General features: G+C 36.7%; 15 protein-coding genes. 1 reads left to right on the forward strand and 14 read right to left on the reverse strand.

Annotated features, from left to right (window positions below; genetic code table 11):
• Position 1 precedes the first annotated feature (1 nt).
• On the reverse strand, positions 2–1,030 hold the full coding sequence (locus tag ACJ2A9_RS08050; RefSeq protein WP_441421122.1) for a branched-chain amino acid ABC transporter permease: 1,029 nt from the start codon (positions 1,028–1,030) through the stop codon (positions 2–4).
• Entirely contained in the window at positions 1,030–1,908 is an 879-nt protein-coding gene (locus ACJ2A9_RS08055; protein ID WP_441421123.1) for a branched-chain amino acid ABC transporter permease, read from the reverse strand. The genes ACJ2A9_RS08050 and ACJ2A9_RS08055 overlap by 1 nt, the downstream gene beginning before the upstream one ends.
• A gap of 565 nt (positions 1,909–2,473) precedes the next feature.
• On the opposite strand from ACJ2A9_RS08055, the gene paaK reads away from it, so the two are divergent.
• The gene (gene paaK / locus ACJ2A9_RS08060) at positions 2,474–3,766 is read left to right on the forward strand and encodes a phenylacetate--CoA ligase PaaK (protein WP_441421453.1); all 1,293 of its coding nucleotides are present in this window, start codon (positions 2,474–2,476) and stop codon (positions 3,764–3,766) included.
• A gap of 107 nt (positions 3,767–3,873) precedes the next feature.
• Here the strand turns inward: paaK and mutL are convergent, their stop codons facing one another.
• The 12 genes from mutL to ACJ2A9_RS08120 all read right to left on the reverse strand — a co-directional run bounded on the left by mutL (position 3,874) and on the right by ACJ2A9_RS08120 (position 18,456).
• Positions 3,874–5,760, reverse strand: a complete 1,887-nt coding sequence (gene mutL, locus ACJ2A9_RS08065; protein WP_441421124.1) for a DNA mismatch repair endonuclease MutL — start codon at positions 5,758–5,760, stop codon at positions 3,874–3,876.
• A 25-nt stretch (positions 5,761–5,785) separates the two neighbouring features.
• Positions 5,786–8,404, reverse strand: coding sequence for a DNA mismatch repair protein MutS (gene mutS, locus ACJ2A9_RS08070; protein WP_441421125.1), 2,619 nt, complete (start codon positions 8,402–8,404; stop codon positions 5,786–5,788).
• 50 nt (positions 8,405–8,454) lie between these two features.
• Positions 8,455–9,630, reverse strand: coding sequence for a putative amidoligase domain-containing protein (locus ACJ2A9_RS08075; RefSeq protein ID WP_441421126.1), 1,176 nt, complete (start codon positions 9,628–9,630; stop codon positions 8,455–8,457).
• 76 nt (positions 9,631–9,706) lie between these two features.
• The gene (locus tag ACJ2A9_RS08080) at positions 9,707–10,279 is read right to left on the reverse strand and encodes an outer spore coat protein CotE (protein WP_441421127.1); all 573 of its coding nucleotides are present in this window, start codon (positions 10,277–10,279) and stop codon (positions 9,707–9,709) included.
• A gap of 283 nt (positions 10,280–10,562) precedes the next feature.
• Positions 10,563–11,003 carry a RicAFT regulatory complex protein RicA family protein gene (locus ACJ2A9_RS08085; protein WP_441421128.1) on the reverse strand — a complete coding sequence of 147 codons (441 nt, stop codon included), beginning with the start codon at positions 11,001–11,003 and terminating at the stop codon, positions 10,563–10,565.
• Complete coding sequence (gene miaB / locus ACJ2A9_RS08090) at positions 11,003–12,547, reverse strand: tRNA (N6-isopentenyl adenosine(37)-C2)-methylthiotransferase MiaB (RefSeq protein WP_441421129.1); 1,545 nt, start codon at positions 12,545–12,547, stop codon at positions 11,003–11,005. Before miaB ends, ACJ2A9_RS08085 begins: the two co-directional genes overlap by 1 nt.
• Before the next feature lie 163 nt (positions 12,548–12,710).
• Positions 12,711–13,145 (reverse strand): universal stress protein, encoded by a 435-nt coding sequence (locus ACJ2A9_RS08095; protein ID WP_441421130.1) that lies wholly within the window; start codon positions 13,143–13,145, stop codon positions 12,711–12,713.
• A 214-nt stretch (positions 13,146–13,359) separates the two neighbouring features.
• Positions 13,360–14,226: a 2-oxoacid:ferredoxin oxidoreductase subunit beta gene (locus tag ACJ2A9_RS08100; protein ID WP_441421131.1), complete on the reverse strand. Its 867-nt coding sequence runs from the start codon at positions 14,224–14,226 to the stop codon at positions 13,360–13,362.
• Complete coding sequence (locus ACJ2A9_RS08105) at positions 14,227–15,972, reverse strand: 2-oxoacid:acceptor oxidoreductase subunit alpha (protein WP_441421132.1); 1,746 nt, start codon at positions 15,970–15,972, stop codon at positions 14,227–14,229.
• Between the two features lie 223 nt (positions 15,973–16,195).
• On the reverse strand, positions 16,196–17,122 hold the full coding sequence (locus ACJ2A9_RS08110) for a dipeptidase (protein ID WP_441421133.1): 927 nt from the start codon (positions 17,120–17,122) through the stop codon (positions 16,196–16,198).
• 168 nt (positions 17,123–17,290) lie between these two features.
• Positions 17,291–17,551 (reverse strand): stage V sporulation protein S, encoded by a 261-nt coding sequence (locus ACJ2A9_RS08115; RefSeq protein WP_441421134.1) that lies wholly within the window; start codon positions 17,549–17,551, stop codon positions 17,291–17,293.
• A gap of 110 nt (positions 17,552–17,661) precedes the next feature.
• Complete coding sequence (locus tag ACJ2A9_RS08120) at positions 17,662–18,456, reverse strand: TIGR00282 family metallophosphoesterase (RefSeq protein WP_441421135.1); 795 nt, start codon at positions 18,454–18,456, stop codon at positions 17,662–17,664.
• Positions 18,457–18,550: the final 94 nt, after the last annotated feature.

Genomic DNA, 18,550 nt, shown 5'->3' on the forward strand with positions numbered 1-18,550 from the left:
CTCACGCCCTTTCAGCTACCTTTATTTCAGGTTTACTTTTATTCTTTTTATTTGATAAAACTCTAGATTTTACAAAATCTGAACTAGCAACAAATAATCCTCTAGGTAGAAAAATAATAACTAACATAAGAATTAAACCAAAAATAACATGTTCAAAATCACTAGTAATAAAAGTAAAGCTCTCACCTAAACTATGAACGACAATACTAATCACTTTAATGAGAACAGTTCCAATTACAGCCCCCCACACACTACCACTGCCACCTAGAACAACCATAACTAGAAACAGTATTGAAGCATCAAGCGTAAAAGAGGTAGGAGAAATACTGTAACTCATATGTGCAAACAACCATCCTGCCAAGCCAGCAAACATCGCACTTAATATAAAGATTTGCATTTTATATTTACCTGTATTTACTCCCATCGAACTAGAAGCAATTTCACTGTCGTGGATCGATCGCAAGGCTCTACCGACACGCGAATGTACGATATTCAAGGAAATGATAATGACTAGTAAAGCAAAAAACCATACGAAATAGAAATAAGACACACCTTGTGTAATGCTATAACCAAATAGCTCAATTGATGGAATTCCATAAAATCCTGAAGCACCCTTTGTTACTCCACGCCACTCCACTAAAACAGAATGTACAATGATCCCGAAAGCCAATGTTGCCATTGCTAAATAATAACCGCTTAAACGGGACATCGTGTATCCCATAATAAATGCCAATACTGCCGGAATAGCGATCGCAAAAATTAATCCAATCCACGGACTCCAGCCTAACGTTGTCGTGAGTACGGCCGTTGTATAAGCACCAACACCATAGAAAGCTGCTTGCCCCAACGAGATTTGACCTGCATATCCCATGAGTAATCCTAACCCAACTGCAACAATGAGATAAATGCCGGCAAATGTTGCTTGTGTAAGATAGAACGATTTAGAAATAACGAGCGGGAATATGATAACTAGCGTCATGAACAACAGAAATCCTGTCCAATTTGTTTTTTGGATCCCTTTCATTCTCATTACAATCCCCCTTTCCCTACACTTTTTTCTCCAAGAATTCCACTCGGACGAACTAATAAAATGACGAGTATAGCTGTAAAGGCGATTGCATCTTTCAATCCAGAACTAATGTAGCCAGCTCCAAATGATTCTAGTAAACCTATAACGATACCACCTAATACTGCCCCTGGAGCACTACCCAGTCCTCCTAATATTGCTGCTGAAAAACCTTTTATCCCAAGCATAATTCCCATATCATAAGCAGGAAACATAATTGGTGCAATAGCCAAGCCAGCAATTGCTCCTAGACCAGCACTTAGTGTAAACGACAACGATGACATTTTCTTTGGGCTGATCCCCATTAATCTCGCAGCCTTTGGATTTACCGAACAAGCTTGAAATGCTTTTCCTAAAATTGTTCGATCAACTAACACATAGAGAAGTCCGACAACAAACAGCATTATCATCATTACCCAAACACTTTGAGGTGTAATCGAAGCACCAGCCACACTCATTGGTTCATTTGAAGTAAAAGGTGGAACACTAACAGAATCTTTACCCCAAATCATACTAGCAACTCCTCTAATGAAGATCGCCGCTCCAATCGTTAAGATGATTAAACTGATTGCGTCTGCACTTTTTGCCCGCCGAATAATCGTGGCCTCCATCAACCACCCTATTACCATAACAACCAATAACGTAGCAAAAAAAGATAGCCAATAAGGCAGTCCAGCACTTACAAATGTAAACATCATTAAACCGCCAAGCATGACAAACTCCCCTTGAGCAAGATTAATGACTTTTGTAACGCTATAAATCGTTACAAACCCAAGGGCTACAATTGCATAAATACTTCCAACCGTTAAACCTGTTACTAAAAATTGAAGTAAATCCCCCAACTTTCTTCCTCCTTTCCATTTTGAAGAGCGCTAAATTGCATGATACAAAAAAGCATGACGTTATTTTTTCGCATCATTGCTATTTAATCCAAAATGTTAACGGTTTCAAAAATAGTTGTCAACAATTTTTAGAAAATTCTTTTAATTATTTTCACTATTAATATATTAGAAAAGCGAAACATTAAAATGTGTACGAGGTTTGATCCTAACTTTTTTCAACTATTAATAATTACAGAAAAATCCAATTTACAAAGGGATATTTTAAGTTTTTTATAAATATAAGATAATTACTGTTATTTTAAACAACTTTATATTATATTAAAGGTGTTATTAATATTTTAATTTTCAGAATTTACTATTGACAAAAATAAAAACTAGTATTAACATCGTTGATATGATGTAAAAATGGTTTAGCGTTTAGAAAACGTAATAATTAAACATCGCATTATTACCTATCTGCGTATTGTTTGGTTTTCACTCATTTTACGATTAATGAAAATTATAATATTAAATTGGAGGGATTGAATTGTATAATCCAAATGTTGAAACCGCTTCACGCTCAGAAATGGAAAAATTACAATTAGAAAGATTGCAAAACACGGTTAAAAAGGTGTATGAAAACGTACCTCATTACAAGAATGAATTTGAAAAGCTCGGTGTAAAGCCAGATGACATTACTTCACTGAGCGACATTACTAAGTTACCATTCACTAAAAAGCAAGACTTAAGAAATAACTATCCATTTGGTTTATTTGCAGTCCCTAAAGAGGAAGTTGTGCGTATCCATGGTTCATCTGGTACAAGCGGCAAACCTACTGTCGTCGGCTATACGAAGAATGATATAAATAACTGGTCAGATATCGTTGCAAGAGCGATTGTCACAGCTGGTGGAAAACCATCTGATATTTTCCATAATGCCTATGGATATGGGCTATTTACTGGTGGTCTAGGTCTTCATTTTGGTGCTGAAAGACTTGGAGTTGCCACAGTTCCGATTTCAGGCGGCAATACTGAAAGACAAATTACACTTATTGAAGATTTCGAGCCTCGCGGAATTTGCGGTACTCCATCATATATTTTAAATATCGCTGAAAAAATGGAAGAACTAGGAAAAGATCCAAGGGAAACAAGTGTAGAGTATGGTATTTTTGGTGCAGAACCATGGTCAGAAGAAATGCGCACTACATTAGAACAAAAATTTAATATTAAAGCAGTAGACATATATGGTTTAAGTGAAATCATGGGACCTGGGGTTTCAATCGAATGTCACGAAGCTCAAGACGGACTTCATATTGCTGAAGACCATTTCATAGTAGAGGTTATTGATCCTGAGACATTACAGCCTGTTCCAGATGGGGAAGATGGTGAGCTTGTATTTACGAGCTTAACTAAGGAAGCGCTCCCAATTATCAGATATCGAACTGGTGACATTGCCTCTATTACACGTGAAAAGTGTATTTGTGGCCGTACAACAACAAGAATGTCTCGTGTAAAAGGACGTATTGATGACATGATCATTCTTCGCGGGGTTAATGTATTCCCTTCAGAAATTGAGCGCTGTTTATTAACTCTCGATGAGATTGTTCCACACTACCAAATTCACCTTATTAAAAAAGGATCAATGGATTCTGCAGAATTGCATGTAGAAGTTAGCAGCCTATTCTATAATGAAATTGGTGAGGATTTGAGTCATCCTTTAGTTGAAAAATTAAAAAGAACAATTCAACATGACATGAAATCAACTTGCTTAGTGACAATGAGCATTAAAGTAAACCCACCAAAATCTATTCCTCGTTCTGAAGGTAAAGCAATTCGAGTCATTGATCGCCGAAAAGAAACTGAAGCACTGAAAGTATAAAACAAGGAAAGTGTATACCCTCTTTAGCTTCGATAAGCACTGAAGCTGGACAGAAAAAGGGCCGCAGCAATCTCTCAAAAGATTGCTGCGGCCCTTTTTATTTACCATTACATCACCCGTTTAAACATCTTCTCCATTTCATAAGTGGTAAAATGGAGCAAAATTGGCCTCCCGTGCGGGCAAGTAAATGGATCGCTGCAAGTTCGTAACGTCTCAAGTAAAGCAAACATTTCATCATGACGAAGGTGACGATTTGCTTTTATTGAAGCCTTACAAGACATAAGTATTGCCGCATCTTCCCTTAGTTTTTTTATATCTACTTTCTTACTGGCAACAACCTGGTCAATCATTTCTTTAATTGTCTCCTCTTCTTGGCCTTTTGGAAACCAAGTTGGATGAGACCGAACTAAAAAGGTTTGTGGACCAAATTCTTCCAGGAAAATTCCAACTTGTTCTAACGCTTTAAGGTGCTCTTCTATATAAGATTTTTCTGCTAACGTAAACTCAAACGTTAGTGGTAGAAGTAATTCCTGTAATTGTGGATTAACTTGTCCCACTTTTTCACGATAATATTCGTATTTTATCCTCTCTTGTGCAGCATGTTGATCAATAATGTAAAGTCCATTATCATTTTGTGCCAAAATATACGTTCCATGCATTTGTCCAATTGGGTATAAAACAGGAATACGATCAATTCCTTGATCCAATATTAAGTCTATACTCTCTTCTTCATCAAGCTCTTCATAATCAGATACAGCAATATTTACTTCGGTTTTTAGAGGTTCTTTCTTTCCTTCTACTTGATTTTTATTCTCCACTGTTACTTCTGCAGGTGAATACCCCTCATTAAACCCACTCGAATTTTGTTCCTCATATTCTTCGTGAAATTCTATCACTCTTTCACTATCATAAGGTACTTGCTTAACTTCCTGCTGATGCGTAATTGTTAAGCTAAGCTGTTCGTTTTTCGGTTTCTCAATTGTTTTTTTCTGAACTTCAGGAATCAATTGTATTCGTTTGAATACGGCTTTGATTCCATCTTCGACTAATTGATTCAAATCTTGTTCTTTACTTAACCTCACTTCTAACTTTGAAGGGTGTACATTGACATCAATTAATAGAGGATCGAGTTTAATGTTTATCACAACGAGAGGATACCGTCCAATAGGAAGTAACGTATGATACCCTTGCTGAATCGCTTTTGACAACGGGTAATTTTTAATGTAACGACCATTTATAAATGTAGAGATATATTGTCTAGACGCCCTTGTGATTTCCGGCTTTGCTACATAACCAGTTACTTTGAAATCAATCGACTCCAATGAAAGTGGCAGCATTTTTTTTGCTACAGAATGCCCGTAGATTTGAGCAATAACATGAAGCTGCTCTCCACTGCCATTTGTATTTAACAACGGTTTCCCATTATGATTTAGCTTAAATGAAATAGTGGGATGGGCTAGAGCCAAACGGTTCATAATATCGGAAATATTTCCTAATTCTGTATGAACTGTTTTTAAATATTTTAACCGTGCCGGTGTATTATAAAAAAGGTTTGTAACAATTATCTCCGTACCTTTACGGCTACTTGCCGATTTATTTTCAATGATCTTTCCACCCTCAAGAATGAGGTGAGTACCCGGTCCATTGCCTGTACTTGTTTTCATCTCCAGAAAGGAGACAGAAGCTATACTCGGAAGTGCTTCCCCTCGAAATCCTAATGACAATACTCGAAAGAGATCTCGATCTGTCTTGATCTTACTCGTTGCATGACGAAAAAAAGCAACTTCACAATCGTCTTTCTCAATTCCATCACCATTATCAAGGACACGAATTTTTGATAGTCCGCCTTCCTCTACATCTACTTCAATTCTTGTACTATTAGCATCAATAGCATTTTCGACAAGCTCTTTGACGATGGATGCCGGGCGCTCAACAACCTCACCTGCAGCAATTTTATTTGATAAATGTTCGTTGAGCTTATTTATTTTTCCCATGACCATTCCACCTCACATAAAAAATTTAACGATGTTTGACTTTCTTTTGAAGATCATTCAAAATCGTAATCGCTTCGATTGGAGTAATATTTAATATATCCAACGACTTAAGTTTCGAAATTACAGCCTTATCCTTGTCATTTTTTTGTGCTAATTGTTTTTCGATCGATTCATCGACCTGAAAGAGTGTTAGCTGTTGATTATCCGTATCCTGTTCGTTGGCCAAATGATCTTCCTTTATGGAATTTGGTTTATTTTCAATCGAAATACTTTGATGCTCTAACGAATATAGTATTTCTCTTGCTCGTGTGATTACTGATTCAGGTAAGTCTGCCAATTCTGCAACATAAATGCCATAGCTTTGATCTGCTTGTCCATCAATCACTTTATGAAGGAATACAACTTTTCCATCCTCTTCAATTGCAGACACATGGACATTTTTTAGCCGTGATAATTCATATTCAAGCACTGTTAGCTCATGATAATGAGTCGAGAATAATGTCTTTGCTCCAATTTCATTATGAATATATTCAATAATTGCCTGTGCAAGTGCCATACCATCATACGTTGATGTCCCACGGCCGATTTCATCGAGTAAAATTAGACTATCTTGTGTTGCTTTGGCAATGGCATTTCGTGTTTCTAACATTTCAACCATGAACGTACTTTGACCACTTGCCAAATCATCAGCGGCACCAATTCTCGTAAACACTTGATCAAAAATCGGTAACGTAGCCCTTGAAGCAGGTACAAAGCAGCCCATTTGCGCCATTACTGAGATAAGAGCAAGCTGCCGCATGTACGTACTTTTCCCCGCCATATTTGGTCCTGTAATGAGTAATGCTTCTCGTTCGTGATTCATAAAAACATCATTTGGAACATATTCACCTGAATTCAATACTTTCTCCACGACAGGGTGTCTGCCATCAACAATAGCAATTTCACGCTCATCAGAGAATACAGGCCTACTATAATCACGGTCTTCACTTACGACTGCAAAACCTTGTATGATATCTAGTTCACTTATTGTTTTTGCTAGTTTTTGCAGTTTTGGTATATATTCCTTCACTTGTTCACGTAAATCCATGAAAATCTGATATTCTAGTTCTTCAATTTTTTCTTCAGCTTCTAAAATAAGTGCTTCTTTCTCCTTTAACTCCGGAGTAATGTAGCGCTCTGCATTTGATAATGTTTGTTTTCGCTCATATCGCCCTTCAGGTAAATTGGCGATATTTGCTCTTGTAACTTCAATGTAATATCCAAAAACTTTATTATAGCCAACCTTCAGTGACTTAATTCCAGTCACTTGGCGCTCTTGCTGCTCAAGAGCTGCTATCCAGCTTTTCCCGTTCCTGCTCGCATCGCGATATTGATCGAGTGTCGGATTGTATCCATCCCGTATCATTCCACCTTCTTTTACAGATAACGGCGGTTCTTCTTGCAAGCTTTTCTCCAGCAATTCCTTTAGTTCATGACATTGGTCAACATTTTCAATTAAATATTTTCCATACGGATTTCCAATGCCATCCACTAATGATAGTATAGCCGGAACTTGTTGCAGTGATCGCTTTAATTGTGTAAGGTCTCTAGCATTTACATTACCAAACGCAACTTTTCCAGCTAATCGTTCTAAATCATATACTTCTTTTAACTTTTCACGAAGCTCTTCACGTTCAAAGAAATATTTGATTAACGTTTCAACCATGCTTAGACGATTTTCAATCGCTGCTTTTGCTAACAAAGGACGTTCGAGCCATCGTTTTAATAAACGTGCTCCCATTGCAGTTACGGTTTGGTCGACAACCCATAATAAAGAACCTTTTTTACTTTTTTCACGAAGAGTTTCGACAAGCTCCAAATTCCGCCTTGAATGTAAATCAATTTTCATATATTCATCAAGGGAATAATATTGTAGAGGTTGCAGGTGTTCAAGTGATCGTTTCTGTGTACGTACTAAATAAGCAGCTAACCTTCCAAACGTTTGAATTAATTTACTTTGTTCTACTTTTGCACAAAGCGATTGCAACGATTCCGGCAACTCATCTTGATCCTCATACGAAATTGTAATCGTCAGAAACTGCTGTAACCGTTCCATATTCTCGGCTGGAACCCATGAAGGTACTATTACTTCCTTTGCTCCGAGTGTTGCAATTTCATACATTACATCTTCCCAATTACCTGAGAGTAACGTAGCTTTATTTTCACCTGTAGACAAGTCATTAAAAGCAAAACCATACGTATGGTCATCAAAAGGTGTAATCGCTACAAGATAATTGTTTTCTTTCTCTTGAAGCATTTTTCCTTCCATCACTGTTCCAGGAGTAATGAGTTGAACAACTTCTCTTTTTACAACACCTTTAGCTTGCTTTGGATCTTCAACCTGCTCACAAATGGCCACTTTATAGCCCTTTTGAATTAACTGGGTGATATACTGTTCAGCGGAATGGTAAGGAACTCCGCACATTGGAATCCGTTCTTTATCTTGACCTCTTCCCGTTAATGTTATTTCTAACTCTTGTGATGCTTTTTTTGCATCTTCAAAAAAGAGTTCATAAAAGTCTCCTAAACGAAAAAATAAAAAGGCATCTTTATACTGTGCCTTAATTTCTAAATATTGCTGTATCATTGGCGTGTATTGTGCCATTTTTTTCCTCCACTATCCTTAAACTTTTCAATGAGTTTATTATAGCATAATTACTTTTTTAACTGGGCCTCAATCCACTGAAAAAATGGCAAAGCTACATATTGGTAGTTTTTACGAGTTAATACATCTTTACAGTGCCTCCTTAAATCGATAACATACTCGGATAACACATCCTTGTCACAATCATAATAAGCTGTAATTACACTCTTTGTTGGTAGTAAATTCGGAAGTTCTGTACTATGACGGCACAAAAACTCAAACCAATTTATCATCGGTAACATGGTTGGAATAAAACGGTACCACGAAGGTAATGTACGATATTCAAAGCCTTGAAAAAGATTTCGACGGATGTTACCTAGACGTCCGTAGTGCTGACGTCGTTTAAGATCACCATCCTCTCCAAGCAGTGCAAAAGGCAGTGCCAGGTATTCATCCAAAACGCGTACATGCTTAAATGTTAACGGTTGATTTCCTAAATGTAGATGTCCACCTAATAAATAACGACCATATGGGTTACTTCCTCCAACCGCCTCTAAATTCCGATCTCTCAGAGCATCTTCTAATTTATTGTACTCCCTTAACAAGTTCCCATGAAGTTCTTCACCTGAATAAGCATACTTCGGCCTTAATTCTAATACTGGATGGGTGACCCTATTTTCATGCAAGGCAATTGCCGAATCATAGCCAATGTTCCCATCCTTTGCCACAAAAGAAGCCACATTAATCCATTTATTCGTCATCCAATTTCGAATTAACACTTCAACATCTGCACCAAATGAAAGATAACGAACTCTTTCATAAGATTCAATGATAGAGCATACTTTATTTGCTTCTTCCGATGTTAACTCATCAGTGAAAAGAGAGTTAGTAGCAAAAATCGATAACGATTTCTTGCCATTTCGTTGAACAATACATTCACCAAGTGGGATATTTAAAAAGTACATTGCTTGTAAAGCCAGCTCTTTCATTTCAGTTAGCATATAAAAACTTTCACTATGGTCAAGGTTCTCCCAAACAATCTGATTTTTCACGGAGACCGCTTTCGGATAATGTACCTCACACGAAAGTATTTCATAGTGAAAGTTTCGTATTTTTAATGATGTTTTTCTTCTATCAAATAAATTTGTGACGTTAATACCATGGTCAACTAAGTCTTCCTTCATTCCCTTTGCAGTAGAATGACCGATTTTCTCATAAAATTGCTTGATTTTCTTACTTTCTTTCACACCCATCCCCCCTACCTCATCAATGACACATTAGAAACAAAGAAACTAGGAAGAAGATGACTTCTTCCTAGTTATTCTACTCTTCCAAATCGCCCATTAAAAAGTTTGGATCAAGGTCTTCAAAATCTTCATCTTCTATATCATAATCCCATGACTTATCATCCAAATCATCAACACAACCATCTGGATTTACATAGACACAAACTTTTGTCTCACCAATAACCTCAACAAGAAATTCCCGTTCCACTTGAACAATGACTGATTTTCCGTTTGGAGCAATTGTTGCTTCTAGCGTGTTAGGCTGTTGAATCGCACGAGCAATTACTTCAAGATCATCAGATAGAACATTTTTGTCTTGCATTGTTAAAGGCACAACGTCTGTGTATGTTATCGTTTCCGTTGCAACATCGGTTTTCGTATTGTTGCTGTATGAAAACCAAATGTTAGCATCATAGCTTCCTCTTACTTCGATCACGTCACCCTTTTTTTCCGCTTCATACTTATGGTTGATAATCCAACAACCTAAAATACTAGATGGTTTATTCGTTGGGCTAATTGTGTGGCTAGCTTGTGAAAACTTTCTTCCTTTACCACAAACTGCTTTCGTTATAATTTCTCTGAAACTAAGCTCTTTTTCTGTATGTGACATTTGTCTAACCTCCTCATACAATCTCTTCTCTTCATTCTATGCAGGGCGAATGACCATCGTGCTAAAAAAAATCTCACTTACACTGTTACTCTAGCCTATGTCTGAGGTGAAAAAGATGTGTCTCTTTTAAGAAAAAAATCATAAATAATTTCATTATCTGTTAATGCATATGCGAAAAAATATCATTTCATGCTTATCAGTCTCTTTCACTTTCAACTTTTAACTTAAGACTTTCAACAAAAAAGAGTACTACACTCATGTGCAGCACTCTTTTAATCGAAAACTATTCTTTATGATTTTTACATTCGTTATATAATGGGTTTCCACCTGTTGAACCATGAAGCAGGTTTCCACCTGTTGTACGAATAATTTCATCCGTTACTTCATTCGAAATCGTTGTCGCTACTAACTGAAGAATACTGTTTACACTCATTTGACTACGCTTAAACTCTTGAACAAGAGGAATTTGATCAAGCTCATCATTTAACTGATCAATTCTTTCTTCCACTTTCTTTAATGCTTCAGGCTTTTCGTAGTGTTTTAAGTTCACTGCTTCTTTTTGTTCTTTTTTAATTTCAGCAATCAACTCTTGAATTTTTAAGTTTGAATTCACTTGTTGTTCTGCACGAGTAAAAAAGTCTACTTCTTCAGTTTCTGCAATCATTTTTGCCAAGTCTCTTGCTTTTGCTACGATTTCTTCTTTTGTGTACTTTGTTTTTTCCATTATTTCTCCACCTCAGCTAATTCAATAATTTCACCATTTAATGACCATGTTTTTGGATCGGTGATTTTTACATTTACGATTTCCCCTATTAACGATTTTGGCCCTCGGAAGTTTACAAGCTTGTTAGTACGTGTGCGTCCTGCTAAAACTTCAGGATTTTTCTTGCTCTCCCCCTCAACAAGTACATCAACAATCTTATCCTTCATTGCTAAATTACTTTTTGCTGAATATTCATTGACAACAGCATTTAAGCGTTGTAGACGATCTTTCTTAACTTCCATTGGAACATTGTCTTCCATTTTTGCAGCTGGAGTCCCTTCACGAGGGGAATAAATATACGTATATGCACTATCATAACCGATTTCACGTATAAGTGACAGTGTATCTTCGAACTGTTCCTCTGTTTCGTTTGGAAACCCAACAATTAAATCAGTTGTGAACGTAGCATGTGGAATTGCTGATCTAATTTTACGGGCCAATTCAATATACTCTTCGCGTGTATATTTGCGGGCCATCAGCTTCAGTACCTCTGAATTTCCATGTTGTACTGGTAAGTGAATATGCTCCACTAAGTTTCCGCCTTTTGCTAGTACTTCAATTAAATAATCGTCAAAGTCTTTCGGATGACTTGTTGTAAATCTCACTCTAGGTATATCAATTTTACGAATTTCATCCATTAAATGACCTAAGCCGTAATTCATACCTTCTAAATCTTTTCCGTAGGCGTTTACATTTTGACCAAGTAACGTAACTTCCTTATAGCCTAATCGAGCTAAATGACGAACTTCCTCAATAATATCTTCTGGACGGCGACTACGTTCTTTACCACGTGTATAAGGAACGATACAATACGTACAGAATTTATCACATCCGTACATAATATTGACCCAGCCTTGAAGCCTTCCCTTACGAGCCCGAGGCATGTTCTCAATAATATCTCCTTCTTTAGACCATACTTCAACAACCATTTCCTTACCAAAGTAAGCCTCTTTAATTAAATGAGGTAAACGGTGAATATTATGAGTTCCAAAGATAAGATCGACTTGCTGATGCTTTTGAAGGATTCGATTAACGACTCCTTCTTCTTGAGACATACAGCCGCAAACCCCAATGATTAACTCAGGCTTTTCTAACTTTAACTGCTTTAGGTTACCAATTTCACCAAACACTTTGTTTTCGGCATTCTCACGAACAGCACATGTATTAATTAAAATAATATCAGCATCTTCTGTTTCAGCAGTAGGTTCATACCCCATATCTAACAAAATTCCAGCCATATTTTCTGAATCATGTTCGTTCATCTGGCATCCGTACGTTCGAATTAAAAACTTCTTCCCGTTTCCTAGGCTTTTTAATTCTTCAGGAATTGAGAAATCATAGTGGACTTGTACATCCTCTTTACCACGGCGTTTTGCTTCCTTGTAGTTAGGCGGCGTATACGTTGTCTGGAAATAGCTTGCATAATCTTTTTTCTGGCTGGATTTTTTGTCCGCAGAAAAATTTACCTCAATCATTGTTGCTTGTTTTTTTTGTTCTTCGTTCATAACAATCTCCTTTCAAATTACACATGTAAGAATAAAACCTGCACAATAACATAGTATAAAGGTTTACGCAATTTTAAACAACCTGTTTAAAAACAATGAAATATCATCCAAAAAACCTCCATAAATAATGGAGGTTTTCAGAAGGGGTATGAACAGAAAGTCTTTATTTCGCTACAAGAACTGGGCACGGTGCATGCTGAACAACATTATGACTCACACTTCCTAGAATAATTTCCTTAAATGTACTTAACCCTCGACTGCCGATCACAAGTAAATCCGTATTACGATTTTTTGCATAATCCACAATCATCTCTGCTGGTCGGCCTTTAAGCATGACAATTTCTTTTTTATTCGGTAGATCTTCCAATGATACTTTTACATCGTCTAACAACTCTTGTACTTTCTTTTGCTGCTCAATACGAATATGTTCATATGGAATACCAAACTCAGCTCCGGCATTGATTGGCGTAACAACACTCACAACATGAATTTCAATTTTCTCATCTTGATTTGCTAGTTTCTTGGTCATTTCTAACGCTTTCTTACTAAGTTCAGAACCATCATATGCTACTAGAATACGTGAATAAAATGTATACATAGTAAATCCCCCCAACAAATTGTTAACTGCAATGTAATATTATTCTACCATGATAAAAATATTAAATATTGATAAGATTATTGCTATTTTTCTACATTTTTGTTAACGATTAAAAATTTTCAATAAAACTATATTGACAAAATCATAAATACCATATAAACCATTGAATATAAAAATAGCCAAGGGTCTGTCTGCACCCTTGGCTATTGTTCGCTTACATAAATTCTGCTACGAGCTTATTGAACTTCTCTTCTTCAATTGTAAGGTCTTGTGCTGATAATGGAGTATCCGCATAGCCTTTTACTAGTTCTTGATATGAAGGTTGTTCAGTGTTTTGATAAATAAGCCCTGATACTAATCCGTTGTATTCCATCAAAGTATTCATAGCTTTGTTACGATCGTGAGGATCATAACCTTCGATTGAATCAAGCTTAGTTAAGTTCTCTTTAAAGAAGTCATATGTGTTAACCTTATTAAATGTTACACACGGGCTAAATACGTTAATGAGAGAGAATCCCTTATGCTTAATCCCTTGCTCAATGAGAGATGTTAACTCTTTTAAGTCACTAGAGAAACTTTGTGCAACAAATCCAGCTCCAGAACTTAATGCTAACTCCATAACATTTAATTGAGATTCAATTGAACCGCCTGGAGTACTTTTCGTTTTAAATCCAACTTCACTTCGTGGTGAAGTTTGACCTTTCGTTAAACCATAAATATGGTTATCCATAACAATATATGTGATATCAATGTTACGTCGGATGGCATGAATTGTATGCCCCATTCCGATTGCAAAACCATCGCCGTCACCACCAGAAGCAATAACTGTTAAGTCTTTATTTGCCATTTTAACACCTTGGGCAATAGGTAATGAACGTCCATGAATTCCGTGGAATCCGTACGCATTAATATATCCAGAGATACGACCAGAACATCCAATTCCTGAAATCACAGCAAGGTTTTCTGGCTCCAAACCAACGTTTGCAGCTGCACGTTGCATTGCTGCTTGTATTGAGAAGTCACCACAACCTGGGCACCAGTTTGGCTTTACATTATTTCGAAAATCTTTGAATGTTGCCACTTAAACCAACTCCTTGCATTGATTATGAATTTCGGCTGGTAGGAATGGATTTCCATCATACTTAAGAATATTTTTAATTTTCTCTCCACCGCCGCAGCTCATCTTAATGATATTCGCTAATTGACCAGTAGCATTATTCTCAATAACAACTACTTTTTTCGCTTTGTCCATTAACGGTTTAAACTCATCAACCGGGAATGGGTGCAGTAAACGAACTTGCGCATGGTTTACTTTCACTCCGTCCGCTTCTAGACGAGGAAGCACTTCATCAATTGTTCCACGTGTAGAGTTAATTCCTACAATAAGAAGGTCAGCTTCTTCATGTGGAGCATTTGAATATACTGGAGTATCAAAACGCTCATGTAACGTATTTAATTTACGTAAACGCTTGTCCATTTGTGCCTTACGGTTAGCAGGACTTTCTGATGGTTTTCCTGTTTCACTGTGCTCAACACCCGTAACATGGTGAATACCATTTTTCTGTCCCGGTACAACACGTGGAGAAACACCGTCTTCTGTTACTTCATAACGTTTGAAGTACTCATCATCTGGATGAGCTGCTACTTCTGTCTGTGGATCATATTTACCACGACGAATTTGAATTTTGCTATAGTCTAACGGTTCAACCGTCTGTTTTCCTAATGATAAAGCTAAATCAGTGACAAGGATAACTGGCACTTGATATTCTTCAGCAATGTTGAACGCATCTATCGCATCGTAAAATGCTTCTTCAACTGTACTTGGTGTCATTACAACTTTTGGAATCTCACCATGTGTACCGTAGATCATTGCCATTAAGTCTGATTGTTCTTGTTTTGTTGGAAGACCAGTACTTGGACCACCACGTTGCGTATCAACAATAACAAGCGGAGTCTCAGTAATACCAGATAAACCAATCGCTTCCATCATAAGAGATAATCCAGGTCCAGCAGATGCAGTAAGAGTTCGTACGCCAGCGTAGTTTCCTCCAATTGCCATCGTACAAGCAGCAATTTCATCTTCTGTTTGGATTACAGTTCCACCATATTCCGGCAGCTTTTTAATTAAGTATTCCATAATCTCTGATGCAGGTGTAATAGGATATGCAGGCATGAAACGTGCTCCACCAGCTAATGCGCCTAGTGCGATTGCATCATTACCAATCATAAACATACGTTTTTTTCCATCTGCTTTTTCAAGTTGGAAAGCAGCAAGTGCTTCACCCGCTAACTCTTTGAAATAGTCAGCACCTCGTTGGATTGCATTCATATTCTTTTCAACAACTGAAGATCCTTTTTTCGAGAAGATTTCTTCAACAACTTCACGATACGATTCAACTTCGATTCCAAGAATAGCACTAGACACTCCAACTGCTACCATGTTTTTCATTAAGGATGTTCCAAGCTCAGTCGCAATTTCTGTAAATGGAACCGCATACAACGCTGCATTTGATCCTTCAGGAAGTTTCGGACTGAATTTTGCATCACCAATAACTAGTCCGCCTTCTCTAAGTTCATGGATGTTCACATCAATTGTTTCCTGGTCAAAGGCCACTAATATATCTAAATCATCAGAAATCGAATTGATTTGTTTTGTACTCACACGAATTTTATTATTCGTATGTCCTCCTTTAATACGAGAAGAAAAGTGACGATACCCGTATAAGTAATAGCCTAAACGATTAAGCGCTATTGCAAAAATTTCTCCGGTACTTTCGATACCTTCCCCTTGCTGTCCGCCAACTTTCCATGAAAGTTGATTGATCATAGTCTCCACCCCTTCTAGCTTTTCGTAAATGACAATGTGTAGTTATTAAAATCTAAACATAGTGTAACATTTTTCCAAGTAAATCACTAGAAATACTGCTCATTTTTTTACTTTTAAAAAATGAAAATAATACTCTAAACGATTACAATAATAGACCTAACTGTAGAAAAAAGCAATAACTTCTGACAGAAATGTTACAGAATACTGAATTTTTTTTGCGTTTTTACACTCTTGGATAATTATCGACAAAATTCTTGTAACATATTGCGTTTACAAATGACACAGAGTAGTGCTTTAATAGAATTTCAATTAATTGTTGATAACAACGAAAATTATGTAGGTTTTGTACTGTTTCATCTATCCCATCAAAGTCAGATCCAAAACCAATGTGGTTTGCTCCTCCTAAAGAACAAACGTGATCGATATGGTTGAGTATATCTTTTATGCTTGCACTATTATTATTTGTTAAGAATGGCGGAACAAAGGTGATACCAATCATACCTTTCTTTTTAATCAGCGCTTTTATTTGGCTATCTGTTAAATTTCGTGGATGTTTTGTTATGGCCTTTGCATTTGAATGCGAAGCAATAGGAAAATCAGCAAGCTCAATTGTTTCCCAAAAACCTTTTTCACTTAGATGTGAAACATCAGTCCAAATGGTGTTCTTATTATTTTCCAGTACAACCTCTTTTCCAAATTTCGTCAAACCGGCCCCTCTTTTTTCTAATACTCCATCAGCAACTAAATTAGCATAATTCCACGTTAAACCAACCGAAGTAACACCTAACTTATAAAGGGTCCGAAGTTTTTCAATCTCAGAACCAATCGCATCACACCCTTCTAATGTGAGTATGGCTCCAATTTCTCCGTTTTTCAATTGTCCAATTTGCGACTTAGCTGTAACCAATTTAATATTGCCTTGCGGATTGGCGACCTTTTCATAAAAAATATCAATCATTTCAATAGCAACATCAAATTTTCGTGACATCGGTATTGACTCAGGGATATAAATTGCAAAGCATTGTATTTTACTTCCAGCATCTTCTAAATACGTTTGATTGACATGTAGGTCAGGAGAATTGGTAAATGACTGCTGACGATTTTCCCAAAGCTTAAGTAATGCATCACAATGAGCATCAAAGATTTTCATATACTTTATCCTTTCCCTATTTATAGTAAAACAAAACACCCTAAATATTATTTTACTATACTTTCATCCGTTTGATTACTTGCCTATTCTTTCAGTTTAATACTCTTAATAAACAACAAAAGAAAAAACCTGCTTGTTCAATCATAAACAAACAGGTAGCATCCTTATTTAGCGTGGCTCCACTATTAATTTTATTGCCGTACGTTCTTCACCATCAATTTCGATATCGGTAAAGGCAGGGATACAAATGAGATCAATACCACTTGGAGCTACAAATCCTCTGGCAATAGCAATTGCCTTCACTGATTGATTTAAGGCCCCAGCACCTATAGCTTGAATTTCAGCTGCGCCTCGCTCTCGAATAACTCCTGCTAACGCACCCGCTACAGAATTTGGATTAGATTTTGCTGAAACTTTTAATATTTCCATTTCTTAGACCTCCTTAATGATGAATGATGCCACTTTATCTATATTCACTAAATTATGTTGTATTCCTGCAAATTAGAAGAAAATTTTCAAACAATTCCTAAAAAATAAAATTATTCGAAATAAGGGTGATCTTCATTAATAAGGATCCGTTGTACCGAACGTGCCGCACCTGTCTTTTCATCAACATCGATAACTACACCATTCAATTGTTCCCTACCCTTTGTCACTTCAAACCTCACCGGCAAATTTGTTAAGAATTTATTAAGCACCGCATCTCTTTCCATCCCTAATATTCCATCATAAGGACCTGTCATGCCGACATCACTAATATATCCTGTTCCTTTAGGTAATACACGATTATCTGCTGTTTGAACATGCGTATGCGTTCCAACAACAGCAGTTACACGACCATCTAAATACCAACCCATTGCTTGCTTTTCACTGGTTGCCTCAGCATGGAAATCAACAAAAATATAAGGTGTTTTCTTGCGAAGCTTTGTTACAAGTTCATCAGCTTTTTTAAATGGGCAATCTAACGGCGGTAAAAAAGTTCGTCCTTGTAAATTAATAACTCCAAATTCTATGTCATTTACTCTAACTAATGTACTTCCAATCCCTGGTGCTCCTTCAGGGAAATTTGCTGGTCGGACTAATAACGACGTGTTATCAATAAATTCAAAAATCTCGCGGTTATCCCAAGCATGGTTACCTAGTGTAACTGCTTGTGCACCTGCATCTAAAAAGCTTTTAAAAATCTTTTCCGTGATTCCTCTTCCACTTGCTGAATTCTCCCCATTTACGATTGTTAATGTTGGACGATACTTCTGTTTCAATCTCGGTAAATACGTTGTTATCATATTACGTCCTGGAGATCCAACAACATCCCCAATAAATAAAATCCTCATGAATATTAACCTCACTTCTCATTTATGTATCAATAAACAATTGAGTTTTGACTGTACTTTACCATAACATAGCCATTTAGTAAAAACCAATAGA

The organism is Anaerobacillus sp. MEB173 (assembly GCF_052119505.1).
In the GTDB taxonomy this organism is placed as follows: domain Bacteria; phylum Bacillota; class Bacilli; order Bacillales; family JBJMAU01; genus JBJMAU01.